Source organism: Stenotrophomonas sp. CASM106 (assembly GCF_049384825.1).
Classification (GTDB): Bacteria; Pseudomonadota; Gammaproteobacteria; order Xanthomonadales; family Xanthomonadaceae; genus Stenotrophomonas; species Stenotrophomonas muris.
Genome location: NZ_JBMRFS010000001.1, coordinates 280704 through 299475, shown reverse-complemented (window position 1 = coordinate 299475; position 18772 = coordinate 280704). Strand labels below are relative to the sequence as shown.

Here is an 18772-nt window from a genome sequence, read left to right as displayed (position 1 = left end):
AAACATCACATCATGCCCAATTCAGCGTGGTTTTCGAGGCGCTTCCAGCTCCCACCTTCCGCCGATCTGCCGCCGTGGCGGGGGCGCGCACCCTCCATTCCGGCCAGGTAGGCCGAGAACCCTCCGGTCGCGCGTCCCACCAGGCGGGCACTGGTCATGACGATGGGAGCGCCGGCCCACCTTACGTCAGCGCCGAGGCGTTGCAGCCTCCTCACCAGTGCAACATCCTCTCCACAGCGCAGGGGAGCAAATCCCCCGGCCGCCAGATAGGCCTGGGCGGAGACGCCGAAATTGGCACCGTGGATGCGCCCATGATCGTCGCCCCACTGCTGCCGTTTCTGGAACGCGCGTCGCAGGCGCTTCTCCGTCCTGGAGGTGGTTGCTATGTCCACCAGTCCGCAGAAGGCGTCGCACCGGCCCTCAAGCTGGGCAACCAGCCATTCGGGAGGTACCTCGCTGTCGGCATCGGTGCTCGCCAGCCATCTCGCACCGCGTCCGAGCAGCTCAGCGGCGGCCGCTGCCCTGGCAACGCCGACGCAGCGTGCTTCCAGGCGCACCGTATCGACCCGCTGCTGCTGGCAGATGGACGCGGTGGCATCCGAGCAGCTGTCCAGTGCAACCACCACCTGCACTGCTTCGCCGTGCAGCCCGGGATGCAGGGCTGCCCTTCGGATCGATTGCAGGCAGCGCTCCACGCTGGCTGCCTCGTCATGGGCCGGAACCAGGATGCCGATCATCGCAGGCCCTCGTTGCGGGCCAGCGATAGTGCGCTGCGCGTCCAGCCCTGCAGCACGAAGTCCGCATCACGATAGTGGAAGGCTTCGTGCAGGCCTTGGCCAAGGCGCCGATGCACGACGTCGGTGCGACTTGCGCGCCCATGGAACGAAGGCAACCAATGGCAGGCGACCAGCAGTCCGTCGTCGCGAAGGGCCGAATCGATGCCGGCGCGCAGCTCGTGTAGCGCTGCTGCACCCAGGTAGTAGCCCATTTCCCCGCAGACGATCAGGTCGAAGCGGCCCGGCGGCCATTGCTCGGGATGGCTGGCGCAATGGACCTGCACATGCGGCAGGTGGGCCAGGTTGCGGCGGGCCCGGAACGCTGCGCGTGGGCTGATGTCGGTGGCCAGCAGGCGCTCGCAGCGGGCGGCCAAGGCCTCGGTCAGCACGCCGTTGGAGCATCCCAGCTCCCAGCCCCGAATGAACTGGCGCTGGCTCAGGCTGGCCAGCAGCAGCGCACGCTTGCGTTCTTCATACCATCGGCTGCGATAGCCGAAGGGATCCTCCTGCTCATGCAGTTCATCGAAGTACGGTTGCGCGCTCATGCCAGGAATACCTCGTAGTTCCGGAAGAATCGGGTCAATACATGTGCGGGCAGCACCGGCGGGCTGTTCAATTCCGGCACCTCGCCGGTCTGGGTCCGGAAGTGCGCGATGGCGTTTCGTTTTGCGGCAGCCACTGCTGAAATGTCGATCAGCCTGGGAACCTCCCACGCCATGTGTGCGCAGGCGGGGTCAAGCCAGTGCCAGCCCCACACCGGGTACTCCAGGCGTCGGCAGCCCACTGTCCGCACCGCCCTGCAGGCAGCACGCCCTGCGGCTTCATGATCGGGATGCCCATCAAAGCGCCAGGGTGCCAGGACCAGGTCGCTCGGCTGGAGGTGCTGCTGCAGCCAATCTTCCAGGCCCTGTTCGTGCGCACTGACCGCGCCGTCGGCGATGCCGAGATGAAACGCGGATCCAGGCCGGATACCGAGTTCGCCCAGCGCTGCGGCAAGCTCGGCGCGTCGCGCCGAGCGCAGGCGTTCTGGCGTCCACCAGTGCTCGTCCGGATAGCACGCTTCGCCATCGGTCACGGCGACGACGCGTACCTCCATGCCCTGCTCCGCAGCGTGACGTAGCAGTCCACCACAGCCGAGGATCTCGTCGTCTGGATGGGGTGCGACCACCACGACGCGATCATGGCCGGCGCACAGGGCATTGGCCGATGTTGCCGGCCGCTGCCACAGCCAATCGCAGCGCAGCCATGCCTGCTCCTGCGTTCCTTCCCCCTGCAGGGGTGTCCTGGCTACAGCGCCCATGTCGCCTCCTGGCTCGCCCGCTGGCCGCCCAGCCATTCCCAATCGCGATCTGCGTGGCTCTGCCGAAGGAACACGGTCAGGTCCGCGCAGCGACGGGCGTGGGCATCTTCCAGGCACATCGGCGCCGGGCCCAGTGCGCGCCCCGCCAGATCCAGGACACGCGTCGCCGCGCGCTCGACCACGCAGCGCAGGCGTACGACCTCTTCGCGGTGCGCCGATTCCGGCGCGGCGTCGATGCGCGCCGCCACTTCGCGAAGCAGCGCCGCCGCCGGGCCCAAGGCGAGGTCCACTTCACCCAGTAATCGCGCGCGATTCCCCTCGGTGCAGGCTGGCCGCATGCGCTCGGCCAGGGCGGCCGCCGCGCCGAACCAGACTGCCGCGATGCCCGCACCGCCGTGCCAGAAACCCGGTCGCTGCAGGTACTCATCGCGCGTTCCCAGAAGCGCCATCGGTGCGCCGTCGAACCGCACCGTGGTGGACGGAACGCCGGCCATGCCAACGGCCGGCCAGGGCTCATCTGCAAGCGTGCGCCAGTGCTTCGCTGCCACCTGGCACAGCCACACGCCCTGCGCGTTGCGGACGGTTACCAATGCCGCATCCACCCACGCGCTGCCGGAACACCAGGGCTTGTCACCATGGAGCTGACCGTGAACATCGAAGCGGAGTGTGTTGGCTGGACCTTCCGCGGCCCAGACCGCCAGTAGCTGGCCTTCAGCCAGGGCGGGCGCGTTCAGTTCGGCAATGATCGCTTGGGCGTCGTAGTGCGCCTCAAGCACTTTGGCCAGGCGCAGGTCTTCCGCCCCCCATGCCGCCAGCGCCTGCCACCGCCGCAGCGTGAGGCCGCTTCCGGGCAATGGCAGGTCGGGCCGCTGGACCACTACCTCGCGAGCGCGGCTCTCCAGCGGGGATGGCGGCGTCACATGCTGCATGAAGGGGCCTGAAATGGAGAGACATGTCGAACGTAGGCGGCAAGCGGTCACATCACTGTCTGGGAGGCGTAGCCGGCGCATGAATTCTCTGCGCGATGATCCTCACGCGCTCGCTTGCCCGCGCTGCCGTCGTGCGCGCAGGCACTGCAGCAGCTCCCACAACCATGGCAGCACGACCACGCCCAGCGCCGGCAGCAGGACCAGCCACCAGACGCCCGGTGCTGCAGGCTTCACTTCGAGCGACCACCGGGGGTGGACCTGCCAGCCCACCCAGCCCAGCAGGACCCACGGCGCGGCATCGAGCACGCTGTGCACATGCTGCTCTGCCGGGCTGATGCGTCGTCTGCCGTCCGCGCTGACGGTGTCGAAGTAGCCGGCGATTGCGTGCGCGAGGACCAGAAGTGCCAGAAACGTGACGAGCGACAGCGTGTTTTCCAGCAGGAGCCATGCGAGCACCCCGCTTCCGATCAGCAGCAACTGCACCCCATGCAACAGGCTTTCGCGCATCGCAGAGGTGTGTGGAAGGTCGGTCCGCCGGTGAAAATGGAAGTCCAGCCAGCCGGCAGCCAGCCACAGTGCGTAGACACCGGCGGCAATCGCGCTCATGGCAGCATGCTCAGGGTGTCAGCACGATCTTGCGGCAGTCGTCATCCTTGGCATCGAATATCGCGTAGCCCTGCGCAGCGTCGGCCAGGCGCATCCGGTGCGAGATGATGTCACCCGGATCCAGCTTTCCTTCCATGATTGCGTCAAGCAGTTCCGGCATCAGCCCCTGCACATGGGTCTGGCCCATCTTGAATGTCAGACCTTTATCGAACGCATCACCCAGCAGAAAACCATGGATGAAGCCGGCATAGACGCCTGGAATGCTGACCACGCCGCCACGGCGCGTTGCCGCGATGCATTGCCGTATCGCCACGCCACTGCTGCCTTCCAGCTTTACAGCGGTCAACGCTGACTCCAGCGCACTGCCCTCGGCCTCGAAGCCTACGGCCTCGATGCAGGCGTCTACGCCCCGCCCACTGGTCTGGGTAAGGATGTAATCGGCCGGGTCTTCTATCTCCTTGAAGTCGATGGGGGTCACGCCGTAAGCACGGCGTGCATAGTCCAGGCGGTAACGAAGGTGGTCGACCATGAAGATGGTCTCTGCTCCCAGCAGTCGGCAACAGGCCGCGCTCATCAGCCCAACCGGACCGGCGCCGAAGATGGCCACCGTCGAGCCGGGCTTCACACCCGCGTTCAGCGCGGCCTGATAGCCGGTCGGGAGAATGTCAGACAGGAACAGCACCTGCTCATCGGCCACGCCTTCCGGAATGCGCAACGGGCCCACGTTGGCCTTCGGCACGCGTACGAATTCGGCTTGGCCACCGGCTACGCCGCCATACAGATGGCTGTATCCGAACAAAGCAGCTGGAGGCAGCAGCCCTTTCTGGTTCAGCGCCGCGCCCTTGCCAGGATTGGTGGTCTCGCATGCGGCATATTCGGCCAGCCTGCAGTGGAAACACTCGCCACAGGCGATCACGAAGGGAATCACCACGCGATCGCCCGGCTTCACCTGGGTCACGCCGCTGCCGACCTCTTCCACCACGCCCATGAATTCGTGGCCCAGTACATCGCCATCGTGCAGATCAGGAATCTTGCCGCGGTAGAGGTGCAGGTCCGAACCGCAGATGGCGGTGGCGGTCACCCGCAGTATCAGATCGTCATCCGCCGCCAGTACCGGGTCGGGCACAGTCTCGACGCGCACATCCCTGCGGCCGTGATAGGTCAATGCCTGCATCGTGCTGCTCCAGGAGCTCGGGTCTTCAGAATCGCAAGGCCGCCATCCGGCTGCAGTGACATCCCGGTGTGCGCGGCGTTCATTCTGCAGCGTCGTGGCGTTAACCCGGCGCGGCGCAGGCTTCACTCTCTCGCCGCAGGAGCTGCCCATGAACGACAAACTGCCCTTCAATCCAACGACGGATGTGGACGATCAGTCAAAAGCGCACACGCCGGACAAACGGCGCAACGATCGAGCCAGATGGAAGGAGCACGACATGCCCGACGACGGCGACGGCCCCAAGGCGGTACCGGAGGACTACGAGCGCCCTGATCCCGATCCGACGGGAAAGCGTTGAGTCCGCCTCACATCCCGGATGCGCAGCAATCACGAGGCATGGCCCTTTGCCCACGCAAGCTTCATGGACGATCTTTGGAACAGCCTGAACGAGGTGTTGCATGTGGAAACGCAACGGTCTCTCGCTGGTGCTGCTTGCGCTCACGTTGGTGTTCATTGTGGGGCAGGCAGTTGCGGGGCATCACGTGCACAACCAGGAACTGGTCGAGCACGGACGTATACCGATCGATTTCTGGCACTACCTGGCTACCGGGCACTTCGTCAGCGCCACTTTCGAGAACTGGGAGAGCGAATTCCTGCAGATGGGGATGTACGTTCTGCTGACGGTCAGCCTGCGCCAGCGCGGTTCGGCCGAATCGCGGCCGCTGGACCCTGCGCAGGAAAAGAATCGCATCGAACCCGGCCGCACGCCCTGGCCGGTCAGGCGCGGTGGCCTGTGGAAGATTCTTTACGGTCATTCGCTGGCGATTGCGTTCGGGCTGTTGTTCCTGTTCAGCTTTACGCTGCATGCATTGGGAAGCTGGCGCGCCGAGGAGGCCGAACAGCAGTTGAAGGGATTGCCGCCGCCAGGCTTTGTGGAGCACCTCGCCAGCAGCACATTCTGGTTCGAATCCATGCAGAACTGGCAAAGCGAATTCCTGGCCGTGCTGTCTCTGGTGGTGCTGACGATCTTCCTGCGCCAGAAAGATTCGCCGCAGTCCAAGCCGGTCGAGGCGCCGCATACCCAGACAGGAGATTGAACCATGGCAGATGATCCGTCGACGGCCTTGCTGATCATCGACATGTTCAGCCGTTTCGATTTCCCGGGCGCGCAGGAGCTGGCGCCCGCGGCAGAGCGGGCGGCCCGGCAGATCCGGCGCCTGAGGGATCACTTCGACGAACGCGGGTGGCCGGTCATCTACGCCAATGACAATTTCTCGGATTGGAAGCGCGATTTCCGCCAGCAGGTGGAACAGTGCCGGCGCGACGGCGGTCCGGCGGGGCGAATTGCCAGCCTTCTCTCGCCCTTGCCCGGTCATTACTTCGTGCTCAAGCCCAAGCACTCGGCGTTCCTGGCCAGTCCCTTGCCGATTCTGCTGGCCAAATTGGGCGTGCGCCGCCTGTGCCTGAGTGGCATGACGGCCGATTCGTGCGTTCTGGCCACCGCGCTGGATGCCAACGCCAGAGAGTTCGACGTCGTGTTGGCACCGGAGGTCGTGGCGGGGCTGCCTTCCCGGAAGCGGCGCGCACTGGCGCTGCTGACTGATTCGGGCGCAGCCCGGATCGCGCGGCTTTCTTCGCTTGTCTCTGGGCAGGAAGCAGGAAGGCGCTGAAGGCAGCTCAGGCCCGGTCGGCTATACCCTGCACGCCGGCATGACCGGCGCAATGTGCACAGCAGAAGATCTGGCCATTTCCTTCAACGCCATGCCCAATGACCGCGCATTTGCAGTGTGCGCAGCGGGGTGCGAATGCGTGGATCGCGCACTCGAACGAATCGAACGTGCCGCTGCGCCCGCCCTGCTGCAGGGTAAAGCTCTTGTCGTAGTTGTTGCCGCAGACATCACAGGTAGCCATGGGGCACCTCGTGCTGTGGAAGGAACATGCAGTGTGGCAGCGCGAATGTCGGTGGCCGTGAATGCACCGTGTCGCGAGGGTGTAGGACGTCCGCATCGTCGCCAAGCGGCCGCGGCATGCTTCATTGGTCATTGCCGGGCTCGGCACTGTTGCCACGTGGTGTGCCGCGACCACAGGGAAACGCCGTGCGCAGCCCTTCGACAACCAGTGGCGACGCATCCTGCTGCAATCGCTCGCGGGGCAGTTGCCGGAGATGGGAAGACACATGGTCGACCAGTTCATGCGGAAGGATCTGGCCCTGCCCGCACCACTGTCCGCGGCTGGCATCGGCGACGCCCAGGATATAGCCGCTGGCGCGAGCGCTGGACAGGCTCCGGCACTGTTCACCGTCGCAGAACCCGTCATCGCCTTTCCCCTGCAGGAGGGTGATGAGTTCCGTGCCGCTGACAAGCCAGGTCCGTGCCGGCTGCGTTGTTCCGGCCACGGCGGACCCAGCCAGCGCACAGAGGCCAAGTGCGAGGAGCCGAGGCATGACGCGGCGCGCCTGGGGTTGGTGATGTCCCTTCATGTTGAGGCCCTGGCTGTTGCTTTCATGGATGCCACGCGGCAGAGGTCAAAGCCGATCAAGCTGGCCGAGAAACGCGATGAGATCGTAGAGGCTTCCAGAATACGTCGTATTGGCCGTTTTCCATGCGCCACTGCCCGGAGATGCGTCGCCGGTCGGACCAGCGGGATGCTGAAGGCACGGGCGCTGCCAGCCATCTGGAAGGATCGTGGTGGGATGCCTGCAGGCGGAGCAGTGCTCTGACAAGGCGATCCTCCACTGTGTCTGCGTACAGTTGGCTTGTAGCAGACAACGCATGACCCGCCAACATCTGGCGGCTGCCGCAGGCCGGTGCCGGACTATCGCCCAGCCGTCGACCCTCTCACGACGCACCTTCCCGTCATCACCAGCCTGCGCACGGGCAGCTCCGGCATGCGCAGGCGTTCCAGCAACAGCGACATCGCAGCGCGCCCCATGTCTTCAACCGGCTGCTCGACCACGGTAATGCCAGGTTCGACCAGCTCGGTCCAGCGCTCGTTGTCGAACCCTGCCAGCGCCAGCTCTCCTGGAATGGCGAGACCGGCGCTGCGTGCCGCCTTCAATGCACCCATGAGCAGCAGGCTGTTGCTGGTGACCAGCGCGTCGGGACGCGAAGGGCCGGCCAGCCATTGGTCGACCGTTGCGATGGCGGCCTCGGCCGTTGGCTCGACTTCACGGTAATCCGGCTCCAATCCGTGCGTGCGCATCGCAGCAAGATAGCCGTCGCGGCGCTCGGCCGCCGTGGTGCTGGTGCTGCCGAACAGGCCGCCGATGCGGCGATAGCCACGCTCGACGAGATGCTCGACCAGCGCGCCCATCGCCGCGGGATTGTCCAGCACCACGCTGTCGATCGACCCGCTGGCCGCGGCGCGGTCCACCAGTACCGTCGGGAAGTCCAGCGTGAGCCGTTCCAGCCGCCCCACCGTGGTCCGTGTGGGCGCAAAGATCAGTCCACTGATGCGCTCCTCGTGCATCAACTGCAGGTACAGCGCCTCGCGCTCGGGGTCTTCGTCGGTGTTGCAGAGCGTGACGCGCAGGCCTTCGCGATAGGCGACCTCCTCCACCGCACGGATAAGCGCAGTGAAGAACGGGTTGCGGATATCCGCAACGATCAACCCGATGATGCCGGTGTGCCGGGAGCGCAGCCGCCTTGCCTGCAGGTTCGGCCGATAGCCGGTCTGGCGGATCGCCACCTCGACCCGGCCGCGAACCTCTTCGCTGACCGGGCCGCCCCCGAGCACCCGCGACACGGTGGACTTGGATACCCCCGCTACACGCGCGACGTCATTGATGCTGATACTCATTGGAAACGTTCCCGGAAAAGTGCGCCTGCCATGGCCCGGCGGCTGTTCAGGACAATGCTAACGCCAAAGAGCTATTGGCATTTTGTGCAGTGCACATTGAAATAGGCGGTGGGAACGTTCCCAATATGCCCAGCCATCCTTTTGCCGGAGCCGCCCTTTGTCGCGCCAGACCTTCCCCTCCCCCGTCAGCCGGGAACTGATCCGCCTGGACGCGCGGGCGCAGGACAAGACCGATGCGATCGCCCAGGTCGCGCAGATGCTGGTCGCGGCCGGCTGCGTGGCGCCGGGGTACGAGGCCAGCATGGGACGGCGCGAAGCGCTGGCCAACACCTTCCTCGGCCATGGCGTGGCAATCCCGCACGGGCTTGGCGAGGACCGCCATCTGGTGCGCCGCGATGGCATTGCCGTGCTGCAGTTGCCGGAAGGCGTGGAATGGAATCCGGGGCAGGTCACCCGTCTGGTGGTTGGCATCGCTGCCCAGTCCGATACCCACATTACCCTGCTGCGCCGCCTGACCCGGCTGATCCAGGATGAGGCAACGCTGCAGCGCCTGTTTGCGACCACCGATGCGGGTGAGATCGTCAACGCGCTGACCGGCGACATTGCGATCACGGCCACCCAGGTACCGGCCACCGATCTGGCCGAGCGCTTTGACTGGACCATTGCCTACCCCAGCGGCCTGCACGCGCGCCCGGCCACGCGCTGGGCAGAGACGGCGCGCCGCTTTGCGGCCCGCGCCCAGGTGCGTGCCGGCGACCAGGCAGCGGACGCCAAGAGTCTGGTCGCGCTGCTGCAACTTGGCCTGCGTCATGGCGATGCCGTCAGCGTATCTGCCGAGGGGGCGGATGCCCCTGCCCTGCTGACCGCGCTGCGCAGGGTCATGGAGGACCTGGTGGCACAGGAAAAGGCCGACGCCGAACGCGCAGCACAACGCAAGGCCACGCCGGTGGCAGGCTGGAATCCGCCCGAGGCACAGGCTGCCATCGTCGGCATCGGTGCCAGCCCTGGGCTGGCAATCGGCCCGGTGCATGTATTGGCCAGCACGCAGGCCGAGGTCGCCGATCGCCCGGCCCCGCTCGGCGAAGGCGGGGCGCGTCTGCAGGACGCGCTCGCACGTACCCGCCAGCAGTTGGCCGCGCTGCAGGATGACACCCAGCGCCGGCTTGGCGCCTCGGACGCCGCCATCTTCAAGGCCCATGCCGCGCTGTTGGACGACACCGACCTGATTACCCGTACCTGCCAGCTGATGGTCGAAGGCCATGGCGTCGCATGGTCCTGGCACCAGGCCATCGAACACATCGCCTCGGGCCTGGCCGCGCTGGGCAACCCGGTGCTGGCCGGGCGCGCCGCCGACCTGCGTGACGTTGGCCGCCGAGTGCTGGCGCAGCTTGATCCGTCGGCCGCCGGTGGCGGCCTGGCCGACCTGCCCGCGCACCCGTGCATCCTGATCGCGGCGGACCTGTCGCCGTCCGACACGGCCAACCTCGACACTACCCGCGTGATTGGCCTGGCCACCGCGCAGGGCGGGCCGACCTCGCACACCGCCATCCTCTCGCGCACCCTCGGCCTGCCGGCGCTGGTCGCCGGGGGGGGCGAGCTGCTCGCGATCAGCGCCGGTCGCGAGGCGATCATCGACGGCAGCAGCGGGCGGCTCTACCTGTCTCCGTCCGAGGCCGACCTCGCCTCGGCGCGCGCGTGGATCGCCGAACAGCAGCAGATCCGCGAGCGTGAAGCGGCGCAACGTGCGCAGCCGGCACAGACGCCGGACGGCCACCGCATCGACATCGGCGCCAACGTCAACCTGCCCGAGCAGGTGCCGCTGGCACTGGAGCAAGGCGCGGAAGGCGTCGGCCTGATGCGCACCGAATTCCTGTTCCTTGAACGTGGCAGTACGCCCAGCGAGGATGAGCAGTACACCACGTATGTGGCGATGGCCAAGGCACTCGGCGGCCGCCCACTGATCGTCCGTGCGCTCGATATCGGTGGCGACAAGCAGGTGGCGCACCTGGAGCTGCCGCATGAGGAAAACCCGTTCCTGGGCGTGCGCGGCGCGCGCCTGCTGCTGCGCCGGCCGGACCTGCTGGAACCGCAGCTGCGTGCGCTGTACCGCGCGGCGAAAGACGGCGCGCGCCTGTCCATCATGTTCCCGATGATCACCTCGGTGAGCGAGCTGGTCGCACTGCGCGCCATCTGCGAGCGCCAGCGCGCAGCACTGCAGGCGCCCGGGGTACCGATCGGCATCATGATCGAAGTGCCGGCCGCTGCGGCGCAGAGCGATGTGCTGGCCCGCCACGCCGACTTCTTCTCGATCGGTACCAACGACCTGACCCAGTACGTGCTGGCGATCGACCGCCAGAATCCGGAACTGGCCGCCGAGGCCGACAGCCTGCATCCGGCCGTGCTGCGCGCGATCCGCGCCACGGTGGAAGGCGCACGACTGCATGGGCGCTGGGTGGGCGTCTGTGGCGGGCTGGCCGGCGATCCGTTCGGCGCACTGCTGTTGGCCGGCCTGGGCGTGGACGAACTGTCGATGACCCCGAACGACATCCCGGCCGTGAAAGCACGCCTGCGTGGCAGCGCGCTGGCCGATCTGCGAACGCTGGCTGCGACGGCGCTGGACTGCGAAACCGCTGAGCAGGTGCGTGCGCTCGATGGAGCGCGCGCATGAGTTCCCGCGCCGTCACCATTACCCTGAACCCGGCAATCGACCAGACCGTGCGGCTGGCGAACCTGCAACCGGGTCACGTGCATCGCGCCCGCAGTTCCCGCGACGACGCTGGGGGCAAAGGCATCAACGTGGCCGCCTGCCTGGCAGACTGGGGCGTGCCGACCACTGCGCTGGGCGTGCTCGGCGATGGCAACGACGGCGTGTTCAGCGCACTGTTTTCCGATCGGGGCATCGCAGACGCGTGTCTGCGCATTCCGGGCCGTACCCGCACCAACATCAAGCTGGTGGAAGATGCCAACGGCGAGACCACCGACATCAACCTGCCCGGCCTGTCACTGTGCGACGCCGATCTGGACGCGGTATCGCGCCGACTCGACGCACTGCTCCAGCCGCAGCTGCCGGTGGTGCTGTCCGGCAGCCTTCCGTCCGGGCTGCAAGCCGATGCATGGGCCCGACTGCAGGCGCAGGTGCGCGCCGCCGGCGCGCGCGTACTGCTGGATACCAGTGGCGACGCGCTTGCCGCGGCGTTGAGTGGTGCACAGGGTGCACTGCCCTACGCGGTCAAGCCCAACCGCCATGAACTGGAGGCCTGGGCCGGCACGCCGCTGCTGGATCGCAGCGCCCTGCGCGCCGCGGGCCGGGCCCTGGTCGAACGCGGAGTTGCACTCGTAGCGATCTCGATGGGCGCCGACGGCGCGCTGTTCATTGATTGCAGCGGCGCCCTGGTCGCACGACCGGCGCGACTGGCGCAGGGCAGTACGGTCGGTGCCGGCGACGCCATGGTCGCCGGCATCGCCGCCGCCTTGTTGGAGCCCTCCCCCGACCTGGCCAGTTGTGCGCGACTGGCCACGGCGTTCTCGATGAGCCGGCTGGAGAGTGGCGACGCGCGACGGCTGGACCCGGCGCAGGTGCGCGCGTGGGCCGGCGATGTACTGATCGAGCGGTTGGATTGAAACCCCTGCAGAGGGGGCTGCGGCTGGCCTTGGGCCACCGATGGCCCCTGCTGCAAGGACGAACCCGAAGAATTCCAGGAGTTGCCATGCAAGCTTCCACCGTAGTCATCGCCGCTGGCGAACGCAGCATCGAGGCCGTTCTTGCCGCCGAAGCGCTGCGCCGCGCCGCACGCCAGCAAAGGGTCGAATTGGCGATCGAAATCCGCAGCAATCAGGGCGTGACCGGGGCACTGTCCGACGCGCAGGCTGCCGCCGCAACGCAGCTGCTGCTGGTGGGTGACGGCGAGGCGGACAGCGCCCGCTTCGGCAATGCCCAGATCGTGCGCGCCGGCCTCGGTGAAGTGCTGGACGACCCGCTCGCCGTGCTGGCGCAGCTCGCCGCAGCATCGGCACCCCCTTCCAGGGATGACGCGGGCAAGCGCATCGTCGCCGTCACCTCCTGCCCGACCGGCATCGCCCACACGTTCATGGCGGCCGAAGGCCTGCAGCAGGCGGCCAAGGCACTGGGCCACGCGATCCGGGTGGAAACCCAGGGCTCGGTCGGCGCCCAGGACGCGTTGAGCGACGACGAAATCGCCGCCGCCGACCTGGTGCTGATCGCCGCCGACCGCGAAGTCGATCTGTCGCGCTTTGCTGGCAAACGCCTGTTCAAGAGCGGCACCAAGCCGGCGATCAATGACGGCCAGAACCTGATCCGCAAGGCGCTGGCCGAGGCTGGCGTGCAGACCGGCAGGGTGGCTTCAGGTCGCACCACCGAGAAGGCCAGGGTCACCGGCCCCTACAAGCACCTGATGACCGGCGTGTCGTTCATGCTGCCGTTCGTCACTGCCGGCGGCCTGCTAATCGCACTGGCGTTCGCGCTCGGCGGCATCTATGCCTTCGACGATGCACACAAGGGCACGCTGGCCTGGTCGCTGTTCCAGATCGGCGCCAAGTCCGGCTTCATGCTGATGGTGCCGGCACTGGCCGGCTACATCGCCTACTCCATCGCCGATCGCCCGGGCATCGCCCCGGGCATGATCGGGGGATTGGTGGCAGTCAACATGGATGCGGGCTTCATCGGCGGCATCCTGGCCGGTTTCATCGCCGGCTACGGCGTGCATTGGATCAACCGTGCGCTGCGCCTGCCGCGCAGCCTGGAAGGCCTCAAGCCGGTGCTGATCCTGCCGGTGCTGGGCACGCTGCTGGTCGGCCTGTTGATGATGTATGTGATCGGTACGCCGGTGGCTGGGCTGCTGGCCTGGCTGACCGACTGGCTGCGCGGCATGCAAGGCAGCAGCGCGATCCTGCTTGGCCTGTTGCTGGGCGGCATGATGGCGGTGGACATGGGCGGCCCCGTCAACAAGGCGTCCTACGCCTTCTCTACCGCATTGATTTCCAGCCAGGTCTACACGCCGATGGCGGCGACGATGATCGGCGGCATGACGCCGCCGCTGGGTATCGCACTGGCGACATGGCTGTTCAGCAACCGCTTCACTGCCGAGGAGCGTGGCACGGCCGGTGCCGCTGGCGTGCTTGGTCTCAGTTTCGTGACCGAAGGCGCGATCCCCTATGCCGCGCGTGATCCGCTGCGCACCATTCCGGCGCTGATCCTTGGTTCTGCCGTGGCCGGTGCGATCTCGATGGCCGCAGGCGTCGAACTGAAGGTGCCGCATGGCGGCGTGTTCGTGCTGCCGATCCCGAACGCAGTCACCCACCTTGGCATCTACCTGCTGGCACTCGTGGCCGGCGTCGCCGTCACCGCGATCGCGCTGCGCATGCTCAAGAAGCCGGTCACGGCTCCCACCCTGTAAAAGGAACCCGCCCATGACCTCCCCTTCCCGCCGCCTGCTGCCGACAGTGATCCTGCTGGCCCTGCCATCACTGGCCGCAGCCGCCGACGCGAGCGACGTCTTCGCTCCGAAGCTCGCCTACACCGGCGAAGCGGCCGCCACGCTCGACGGTGGCAAGCGCAGCGGCACGGCCTATGCCGGCCAGCTGATGTTCGGTGCCGACGTGGACCTGGACGCGGCGTTTGGCTGGCGAGGTGCGACGGTCAAGGCCTACGGCATCAACCGCCATGGCACCAATCTCGCCAACAGCAGTACAGGCAACAGCACCTCGGTGCAGGAAATCTACGGCGGCCAGGGCACGCGCCTGGCCAACCTGACCCTCGAACAGAAGCTGTTCAACGACCGGTTGGTGCTGGAAGCAGGGCGCAGCGTCGCCAACATCCACCACCTGGGTTCGGACCTGTGCCAGTACTTCCAGGGCAACTCGGCCTGTGGCAACCCGACCTACGTATTCCGCACCAGCAGTTTCACCTGGTGGCCGGTATCGAGCTGGATGGCCGATGCCACGGCCTGGGTGACGCCCGATGTCTATGTCCGCGTCGGCGCCTACCAGGTTGATCCCAGCCAGGCCGAGGATGGCCAGCATGGCCTGAAGTGGAATACGAACCAGGCCACCGGCTGGATCGTGCCCTACACGATCGGCTGGCGCAGCCCTGCTTCGGCACGACTGAAAGCCCGCTACGAACTCGGTGGTTGGCAGGACAACTCGACCTATCGCGATCCGCTGCGCGATGCCAACGGCATTCCCGCGCTGCTCAGTGGCCAGGAGTACGCGACGCGTCACGGTCGCTCCGGTGCGTTCGCCCGCTTCGAGCAGCAGCTCACCAGTGATGGTGCCGGCCGCGGCGTGACCCTTTTCGGTGCGGCGCTCAAGGGCACCTCCGGCCAGTTGATCGAGGATCATTTCCTGCAGGCCGGGCTGGTGCAGAAAGGCACGTTCGCCCGGCGGCCGCAGGACAGCATCGCTTTCGTCGTGACCCAGCAGAAGTACAGCAGCATCGCGCTGGAAGACCTGCGCCTCGCCCGCGCCGCAGCCGGTGGCAGCGGCACCCCGCACGGGAGCCAGGTGATGATGGAGCTGAGCTACGGCATCCAGCTCACCCCGCAGCTTCGTGTTGCACCGAACCTGCACTACATCGTGCACCCCGACCAGTTCAATGAGCCCGCACGCCAGCACGACCTGCCGGATGCGCTGATCGCGGGCATGCGGATCGACTGGAACCTGTAGGAAATGTCAGGTGGTCCTGGGGCGCGGCCCGTGTCAGGCACCGGGTCCACGGCCGGTCCAGGCGGCGTACCGACCGCCCGGCACCCGGGTGATCGCCTGCCCTGGCCGGGGTTTCAGGTGCTGTCCGCCGCCCACGCCAGTTCGAATGTCAATGCGAGGCGCTGGCCGGGCTCCAGCCGGTGCGGTGCCAGGGTGTAGCCATCTGGCGGGCCGCTCTGCGGCTCGACACAGGTGGCGTGCGGCGTACCATCGTAGACCACCCAGTGGTCGTGGTCCGACCTCAGCCGCAGGTGCTGGCCTTCGCGTATCAGCGTGACGTCACCGTCGGCGATGAAGCAGTCATCCCAGGGGCCGGTGGTGGGCTCCACGCGGGGCAGCGTGGCAATACCTTCCCTGTCCCGCGGATACATCGAGCGAGGACTGAACAGCAGTCGTTCCGGCTTCCGGAACCAGGGGTGCCAGCCCAGCACCGCCGGCATCGCCTGGCCGCCGGCCTGGACCGAGAGGTCCATCTGCAGGCTGTGAGCCTGCAACTGCAGGTCCAGCACGGCAGCGCCACCGAAAGGCCAGTAGCCGTCGCTCGGCAGCTCCAGCGACAACCGGGCTGCCGCCGCGTCCAAGCGGTCGATCCGCCAGGGTCGCGAGAAACCCACCCCATGGATGGCGTGCCCGTCGAAGTTGAGCGGCAGCCGATGCGGCCTGCCGTCAAAATGGAACTGTCCACGGCGGATGCGCCCGGCCCACGGCACCATCGGGTAGCAGCCCCACGCGATCGCCGCCGGGCCTGCCTGCTGCGCATCCACCAGCCATTCCACGCCCTGGTAGCGCAGGTGCGCCACGCGCCCGCCCGCCCCTGCGGCGAACGCAACCTCCAGTTCGCCGCACCTCAGCCAGTGCAGCTCGCCGGCTGGCAGCGGAGCCAGCGCATCATCCACCGGCAGCATCCGCTCAGGCCCCATACGGGTTGATCGTGCGGATGCTTCCGTCCGGCTCCATGTGCAGCGGCGTGCACTTGGCCGAGCGCAGGTGGGTGATGCCGCCGGACATCAGTGCATCGTGATAGAACAGGTACCACTGTCCTTCGAACTGGCAGATGGAGTGGTGGGTGGTCCAACCGACCACGGGGGTGAGGATCACGCCAGCGTAGGTGAACGGTCCATACGGGCTGTCGCCGATGGCGTAGCACAGCTGGTGGGTGTTGCCAGTGGAGTACGACAGGTAGTAGCGACCCTGGTACCTGTGCAGCCACGGACCTTCGAAGAAGCGGCGCGCATGGTCGTCCGCGCGCAGCGGCTGGCCATGCTCATCCAGGATCTGCACTTCGCGGGTGGGTTCGGCCAGCTCGGTCATGCCGGCATCCAGGCGGCCCACGCGCGGGCCCAGCGCCGGTGCGCTGCCCTCGGGCTCCTCGTGGGCCTCGCTGTACTGGTTGTCACGATACTTCTGCAGCTGCCCGCCCCATATGCCGCCGAAGTACAGGTAGTGGCTGCCATCCTCGTCTTCGAACACGGCCGGGTCGATCGAGTACGCACCCTTGATCGGCTCCGGCTGGGGCACGAACGGGCCCTCCGGCCGCGCACCGATCGCCACGCCGATGCGGAACCGGCCCTCGGCATCCTTGGCCGGGAAGTAGAGGTAGTAGCGGCCATCACGGCAGGCGGCATCGGGGGCCCACATCTGTTTCCGGGCCCAGGGCACGTCGCGCACATGCAACGCCATGCCGCAATCGACGGCCGTGCCGTCGGGCGTATCCATCTTCAGCACATGATAATCCTGCATGCCGAAGTGGCCACCTTCGTCGTCGAATGGCTGGCCGCCGTCGATGTCGTGCGACGGATAGATGTACAGGCGCCCCTCGAACACATGCGCCGAAGGGTCTGCGGTATAGATGTGGGTCACCAGCGGTTGCGAAATGGCGTGCGCGGTGAGCTGCGCAAGACGGGCTTCGCTGGCCTGGCCGTCTTCGCCGGCAGAGAGGTCGATCATGGTCGTCATCTTGGAGTTACACGGAGGCGTCGGCGGAACGGCGACGCAGGTGGAGGTCCTGCTCGATGCGGGTTTCGGTGCGCTTGTCGATCCTGTAGAAGACCAGCAGCGCCACGGCGAGCAGGAAAGGAAGGGAGCAGTAGACGCTCACGGTCAGGCGGATGCCCTGCACCACGGCCTCAGGCTGCTGCGCCAGGCCGGCCTGGTAGCCGTAGTGGGCGAGGATCGCGGCGACCAGCGCGCCGCCCACGCTGAGGCCGATCTTCAGCCCGCACAGCATCGCCGAGAAGATGATCGCGGTTGCCCGCCGATGGTTCTTCCACTCCGAGTAGTCCGCGACGTCGGCGATCATCGCCCACAGCAGCGGGATAGTGATGCCATAGCAGAAGCCATGCAGCATGAAGGCGCCGAACGCCACCGCCACCGCCGTGGGTGGAAACAGGTAGAAGGCAAGCAGGAACAGGGTCGAGACAAACAGGGCGCCACCGAAGACGTCGCGCTTGCCGAAGCGGTCCGCCAGCCGTCGCGACGCGCCGATACCCAGGATCATGCAGAGGATGCCGCACGCGTTGAACAGGCTGAACGCCGAGGTGGCCGCGTCCTTCGGCCAGGTGAACGCCGCGAAGCCGGCGCTGGCCAGCGCAGCATTCAACGCGCTGACCAGGCCGTTGAACCCCGAGTTTTCAAGGAAGCCGGCCAGCGCCGCTTCACTCATGTAGTACTGGAAGTAATAGATGTAGGTACCGCCTTTCAATGCCAGGTTGATGAACACCAGCACGGTCAGGGCCAGCATCACCTGCCACGGGCGGTTGTGCAGCAGGTCCGACAGGTCCTGCACTATGCCGCCAGTCTGTTCACGCGTCGGCACGATGCGTTCGCGGGTGGTGGCGAACGTGATCAGGAAGAACGCCGTGCCGATGATGGCGAATGCGGTCATGACCTGCTCGAAGCCGCGCACCCGGTCGCCGTCACCCAGGATCAGCACCAGCGGCATCAGCAGCACCTGGATGATGAACTGCGCGATCATCACGGCCACGAAGCGGTAGGCCGAAAGGCTGTTGCGCTGGGCCATGCTGCCGGTCAGCACGCCGCTCAGCGCCGAGTACGGCAGGTTGTTCGCTGCGTACACGCACACCAGCAGCGCGTAGGTGGCCAGTGCATAGATCACCTTTCCGCGCTCGCCCAGGTCCGGCGTGCTGAACGCCAGCAGGGACAGTACGCCAAAGGGAATGGCCGTCCACAGGATCCACGGCCGGAAGCGGCCCCAACGGGTGGACGTCCGGTCAGCCGCGATGCCGATCAACGGCGTGAACACGAACGCACCCAGCAGGCCCACCACGAAGATGATCGTGGCCGCGGTCGCAGCTGGCAGGCGGTAGACGTCGGTGTAGAAGAACGCCAGGTAGGTGATCAGGGTCTGGAAGATCAGGTTGGCGGCGAGATCGCCCAGGCTGTAGCCGAGCTTCTCGCGTATCGATAGCGCGTGTTCAGTGCTTGCCATGCAGCGGACGTCCTGGAAAAGGGATCTGGGCGGAGGGAAATC

19 protein-coding genes are annotated in these 18772 nt (G+C 66.8%); 7 read left to right on the top strand and 12 right to left on the bottom strand.

The window, feature by feature from the left end:
• Positions 1-5 precede the first annotated feature (5 nt).
• From VG556_RS01365 to VG556_RS01340, 6 genes are all read right to left on the bottom strand, one after another.
• Positions 6-737 (bottom strand): glycosyltransferase, encoded by a 732-nt coding sequence (locus VG556_RS01365; RefSeq protein WP_080281816.1) that lies wholly within the window; start codon positions 735-737, stop codon positions 6-8.
• Positions 734-1321 (bottom strand): class I SAM-dependent DNA methyltransferase, encoded by a 588-nt coding sequence (locus VG556_RS01360; RefSeq protein WP_049407363.1) that lies wholly within the window; start codon positions 1319-1321, stop codon positions 734-736. The genes VG556_RS01365 and VG556_RS01360 overlap by 4 nt, the downstream gene beginning before the upstream one ends.
• The gene (locus tag VG556_RS01355) at positions 1318-2076 is read right to left on the bottom strand and encodes a PIG-L deacetylase family protein (protein ID WP_032955969.1); all 759 of its coding nucleotides are present in this window, start codon (positions 2074-2076) and stop codon (positions 1318-1320) included. The genes VG556_RS01360 and VG556_RS01355 overlap by 4 nt, the downstream gene beginning before the upstream one ends.
• Complete coding sequence (locus tag VG556_RS01350) at positions 2064-3005, bottom strand: acyl-CoA dehydrogenase (protein WP_111144291.1); 942 nt, start codon at positions 3003-3005, stop codon at positions 2064-2066. Before VG556_RS01350 ends, VG556_RS01355 begins: the two co-directional genes overlap by 13 nt.
• 102 nt (positions 3006-3107) lie before the next feature.
• The gene (locus VG556_RS01345; protein WP_014647185.1) at positions 3108-3611 is read right to left on the bottom strand and encodes a hypothetical protein; all 504 of its coding nucleotides are present in this window, start codon (positions 3609-3611) and stop codon (positions 3108-3110) included.
• A 10-nt stretch (positions 3612-3621) separates the two neighbouring features.
• The gene (locus VG556_RS01340) at positions 3622-4785 is read right to left on the bottom strand and encodes a zinc-dependent alcohol dehydrogenase (protein ID WP_049407369.1); all 1164 of its coding nucleotides are present in this window, start codon (positions 4783-4785) and stop codon (positions 3622-3624) included.
• Between the two features lie 148 nt (positions 4786-4933).
• Between VG556_RS01340 and VG556_RS01335 the strand changes: the two genes are divergently transcribed.
• The 3 genes from VG556_RS01335 (at position 4934) to VG556_RS01325 (ending at position 6434) form a co-directional block, all read left to right on the top strand.
• Complete coding sequence (locus VG556_RS01335) at positions 4934-5122, top strand: hypothetical protein (RefSeq protein ID WP_014647187.1); 189 nt, start codon at positions 4934-4936, stop codon at positions 5120-5122.
• Between the two features lie 100 nt (positions 5123-5222).
• Complete coding sequence (locus tag VG556_RS01330; RefSeq protein WP_111144290.1) at positions 5223-5861, top strand: DUF6766 family protein; 639 nt, start codon at positions 5223-5225, stop codon at positions 5859-5861.
• 3 nt (positions 5862-5864) lie between these two features.
• Positions 5865-6434, top strand: coding sequence for a cysteine hydrolase family protein (locus VG556_RS01325; RefSeq protein WP_111144289.1), 570 nt, complete (start codon positions 5865-5867; stop codon positions 6432-6434).
• A 7-nt stretch (positions 6435-6441) separates the two neighbouring features.
• Here the strand turns inward: VG556_RS01325 and VG556_RS01320 are convergent, their stop codons facing one another.
• The 3 genes from VG556_RS01320 to VG556_RS01310 all read right to left on the bottom strand — a co-directional run bounded on the left by VG556_RS01320 (position 6442) and on the right by VG556_RS01310 (position 8562).
• Entirely contained in the window at positions 6442-6675 is a 234-nt protein-coding gene (locus VG556_RS01320) for a hypothetical protein (protein ID WP_014647190.1), read from the bottom strand.
• 121 nt (positions 6676-6796) lie between these two features.
• Positions 6797-7207, bottom strand: a complete 411-nt coding sequence (locus tag VG556_RS01315; RefSeq protein ID WP_032955980.1) for a Rap1a/Tai family immunity protein — start codon at positions 7205-7207, stop codon at positions 6797-6799.
• 371 nt (positions 7208-7578) lie between these two features.
• Entirely contained in the window at positions 7579-8562 is a 984-nt protein-coding gene (locus VG556_RS01310; RefSeq protein WP_014647193.1) for a LacI family DNA-binding transcriptional regulator, read from the bottom strand.
• A gap of 157 nt (positions 8563-8719) precedes the next feature.
• Here VG556_RS01310 and ptsP point away from each other — a divergent pair, with 157 nt between their 5' ends.
• The 4 genes from ptsP (at position 8720) to VG556_RS01290 (ending at position 15243) form a co-directional block, all read left to right on the top strand.
• Entirely contained in the window at positions 8720-11230 is a 2511-nt protein-coding gene (ptsP, locus tag VG556_RS01305; protein WP_100450074.1) for a phosphoenolpyruvate--protein phosphotransferase, read from the top strand.
• Positions 11227-12183 carry a 1-phosphofructokinase family hexose kinase gene (locus tag VG556_RS01300; RefSeq protein ID WP_100450075.1) on the top strand — a complete coding sequence of 319 codons (957 nt, stop codon included), beginning with the start codon at positions 11227-11229 and terminating at the stop codon, positions 12181-12183. Before ptsP ends, VG556_RS01300 begins: the two co-directional genes overlap by 4 nt.
• 86 nt (positions 12184-12269) lie before the next feature.
• Complete coding sequence (locus VG556_RS01295; RefSeq protein WP_049407380.1) at positions 12270-13976, top strand: PTS fructose transporter subunit IIC; 1707 nt, start codon at positions 12270-12272, stop codon at positions 13974-13976.
• Positions 13977-13989: 13 nt separating this feature from the next.
• Positions 13990-15243: a carbohydrate porin gene (locus tag VG556_RS01290; RefSeq protein WP_100450077.1), complete on the top strand. Its 1254-nt coding sequence runs from the start codon at positions 13990-13992 to the stop codon at positions 15241-15243.
• A 113-nt stretch (positions 15244-15356) separates the two neighbouring features.
• Here the strand turns inward: VG556_RS01290 and VG556_RS01285 are convergent, their stop codons facing one another.
• The 3 genes from VG556_RS01285 to VG556_RS01275 are packed head-to-tail and all read right to left on the bottom strand — an operon-like array spanning position 15357 to position 18730.
• Positions 15357-16202, bottom strand: coding sequence for an aldose epimerase (locus tag VG556_RS01285; protein ID WP_041863456.1), 846 nt, complete (start codon positions 16200-16202; stop codon positions 15357-15359).
• The gene (locus VG556_RS01280; protein ID WP_049439693.1) at positions 16192-17229 is read right to left on the bottom strand and encodes a glycoside hydrolase family 43 protein; all 1038 of its coding nucleotides are present in this window, start codon (positions 17227-17229) and stop codon (positions 16192-16194) included. Before VG556_RS01280 ends, VG556_RS01285 begins: the two co-directional genes overlap by 11 nt.
• A 16-nt stretch (positions 17230-17245) precedes the next feature.
• Positions 17246-18730 carry an MFS transporter gene (locus VG556_RS01275; protein ID WP_100450078.1) on the bottom strand — a complete coding sequence of 495 codons (1485 nt, stop codon included), beginning with the start codon at positions 18728-18730 and terminating at the stop codon, positions 17246-17248.
• Positions 18731-18772 lie beyond the last annotated feature (42 nt).

What these genes read in the sequence shown, in the direction of transcription:
- VG556_RS01365 (WP_080281816.1), bottom strand. Translation starts at nt 737, where the DNA reads ATGATCGGCATCCTGGTTCCGGCCCATGACGAGGCAGCCAGCGTGGAG.
- VG556_RS01300 (WP_100450075.1), top strand. Translation starts at nt 11,227, where the DNA reads ATGAGTTCCCGCGCCGTCACCATTACCCTGAACCCGGCAATCGACCAG.
- VG556_RS01290 (WP_100450077.1), top strand. Translation starts at nt 13,990, where the DNA reads ATGACCTCCCCTTCCCGCCGCCTGCTGCCGACAGTGATCCTGCTGGCC.
- VG556_RS01280 (WP_049439693.1), bottom strand. Translation starts at nt 17,229, where the DNA reads ATGATCGACCTCTCTGCCGGCGAAGACGGCCAGGCCAGCGAAGCCCGT.
- VG556_RS01325 (WP_111144289.1), top strand. Translation starts at nt 5,865, where the DNA reads ATGGCAGATGATCCGTCGACGGCCTTGCTGATCATCGACATGTTCAGC.
- VG556_RS01360 (WP_049407363.1), bottom strand. Translation starts at nt 1,321, where the DNA reads ATGAGCGCGCAACCGTACTTCGATGAACTGCATGAGCAGGAGGATCCC.
- VG556_RS01345 (WP_014647185.1), bottom strand. Translation starts at nt 3,611, where the DNA reads ATGAGCGCGATTGCCGCCGGTGTCTACGCACTGTGGCTGGCTGCCGGC.
- VG556_RS01285 (WP_041863456.1), bottom strand. Translation starts at nt 16,202, where the DNA reads ATGGGGCCTGAGCGGATGCTGCCGGTGGATGATGCGCTGGCTCCGCTG.
- VG556_RS01355 (WP_032955969.1), bottom strand. Translation starts at nt 2,076, where the DNA reads ATGGGCGCTGTAGCCAGGACACCCCTGCAGGGGGAAGGAACGCAGGAG.
- VG556_RS01335 (WP_014647187.1), top strand. Translation starts at nt 4,934, where the DNA reads ATGAACGACAAACTGCCCTTCAATCCAACGACGGATGTGGACGATCAG.
- VG556_RS01330 (WP_111144290.1), top strand. Translation starts at nt 5,223, where the DNA reads ATGTGGAAACGCAACGGTCTCTCGCTGGTGCTGCTTGCGCTCACGTTG.
- VG556_RS01275 (WP_100450078.1), bottom strand. Translation starts at nt 18,730, where the DNA reads ATGGCAAGCACTGAACACGCGCTATCGATACGCGAGAAGCTCGGCTAC.
- VG556_RS01315 (WP_032955980.1), bottom strand. Translation starts at nt 7,207, where the DNA reads ATGCCTCGGCTCCTCGCACTTGGCCTCTGTGCGCTGGCTGGGTCCGCC.
- VG556_RS01340 (WP_049407369.1), bottom strand. Translation starts at nt 4,785, where the DNA reads ATGCAGGCATTGACCTATCACGGCCGCAGGGATGTGCGCGTCGAGACT.
- VG556_RS01350 (WP_111144291.1), bottom strand. Translation starts at nt 3,005, where the DNA reads ATGCAGCATGTGACGCCGCCATCCCCGCTGGAGAGCCGCGCTCGCGAG.
- VG556_RS01320 (WP_014647190.1), bottom strand. Translation starts at nt 6,675, where the DNA reads ATGGCTACCTGTGATGTCTGCGGCAACAACTACGACAAGAGCTTTACC.
- VG556_RS01295 (WP_049407380.1), top strand. Translation starts at nt 12,270, where the DNA reads ATGCAAGCTTCCACCGTAGTCATCGCCGCTGGCGAACGCAGCATCGAG.
- VG556_RS01310 (WP_014647193.1), bottom strand. Translation starts at nt 8,562, where the DNA reads ATGAGTATCAGCATCAATGACGTCGCGCGTGTAGCGGGGGTATCCAAG.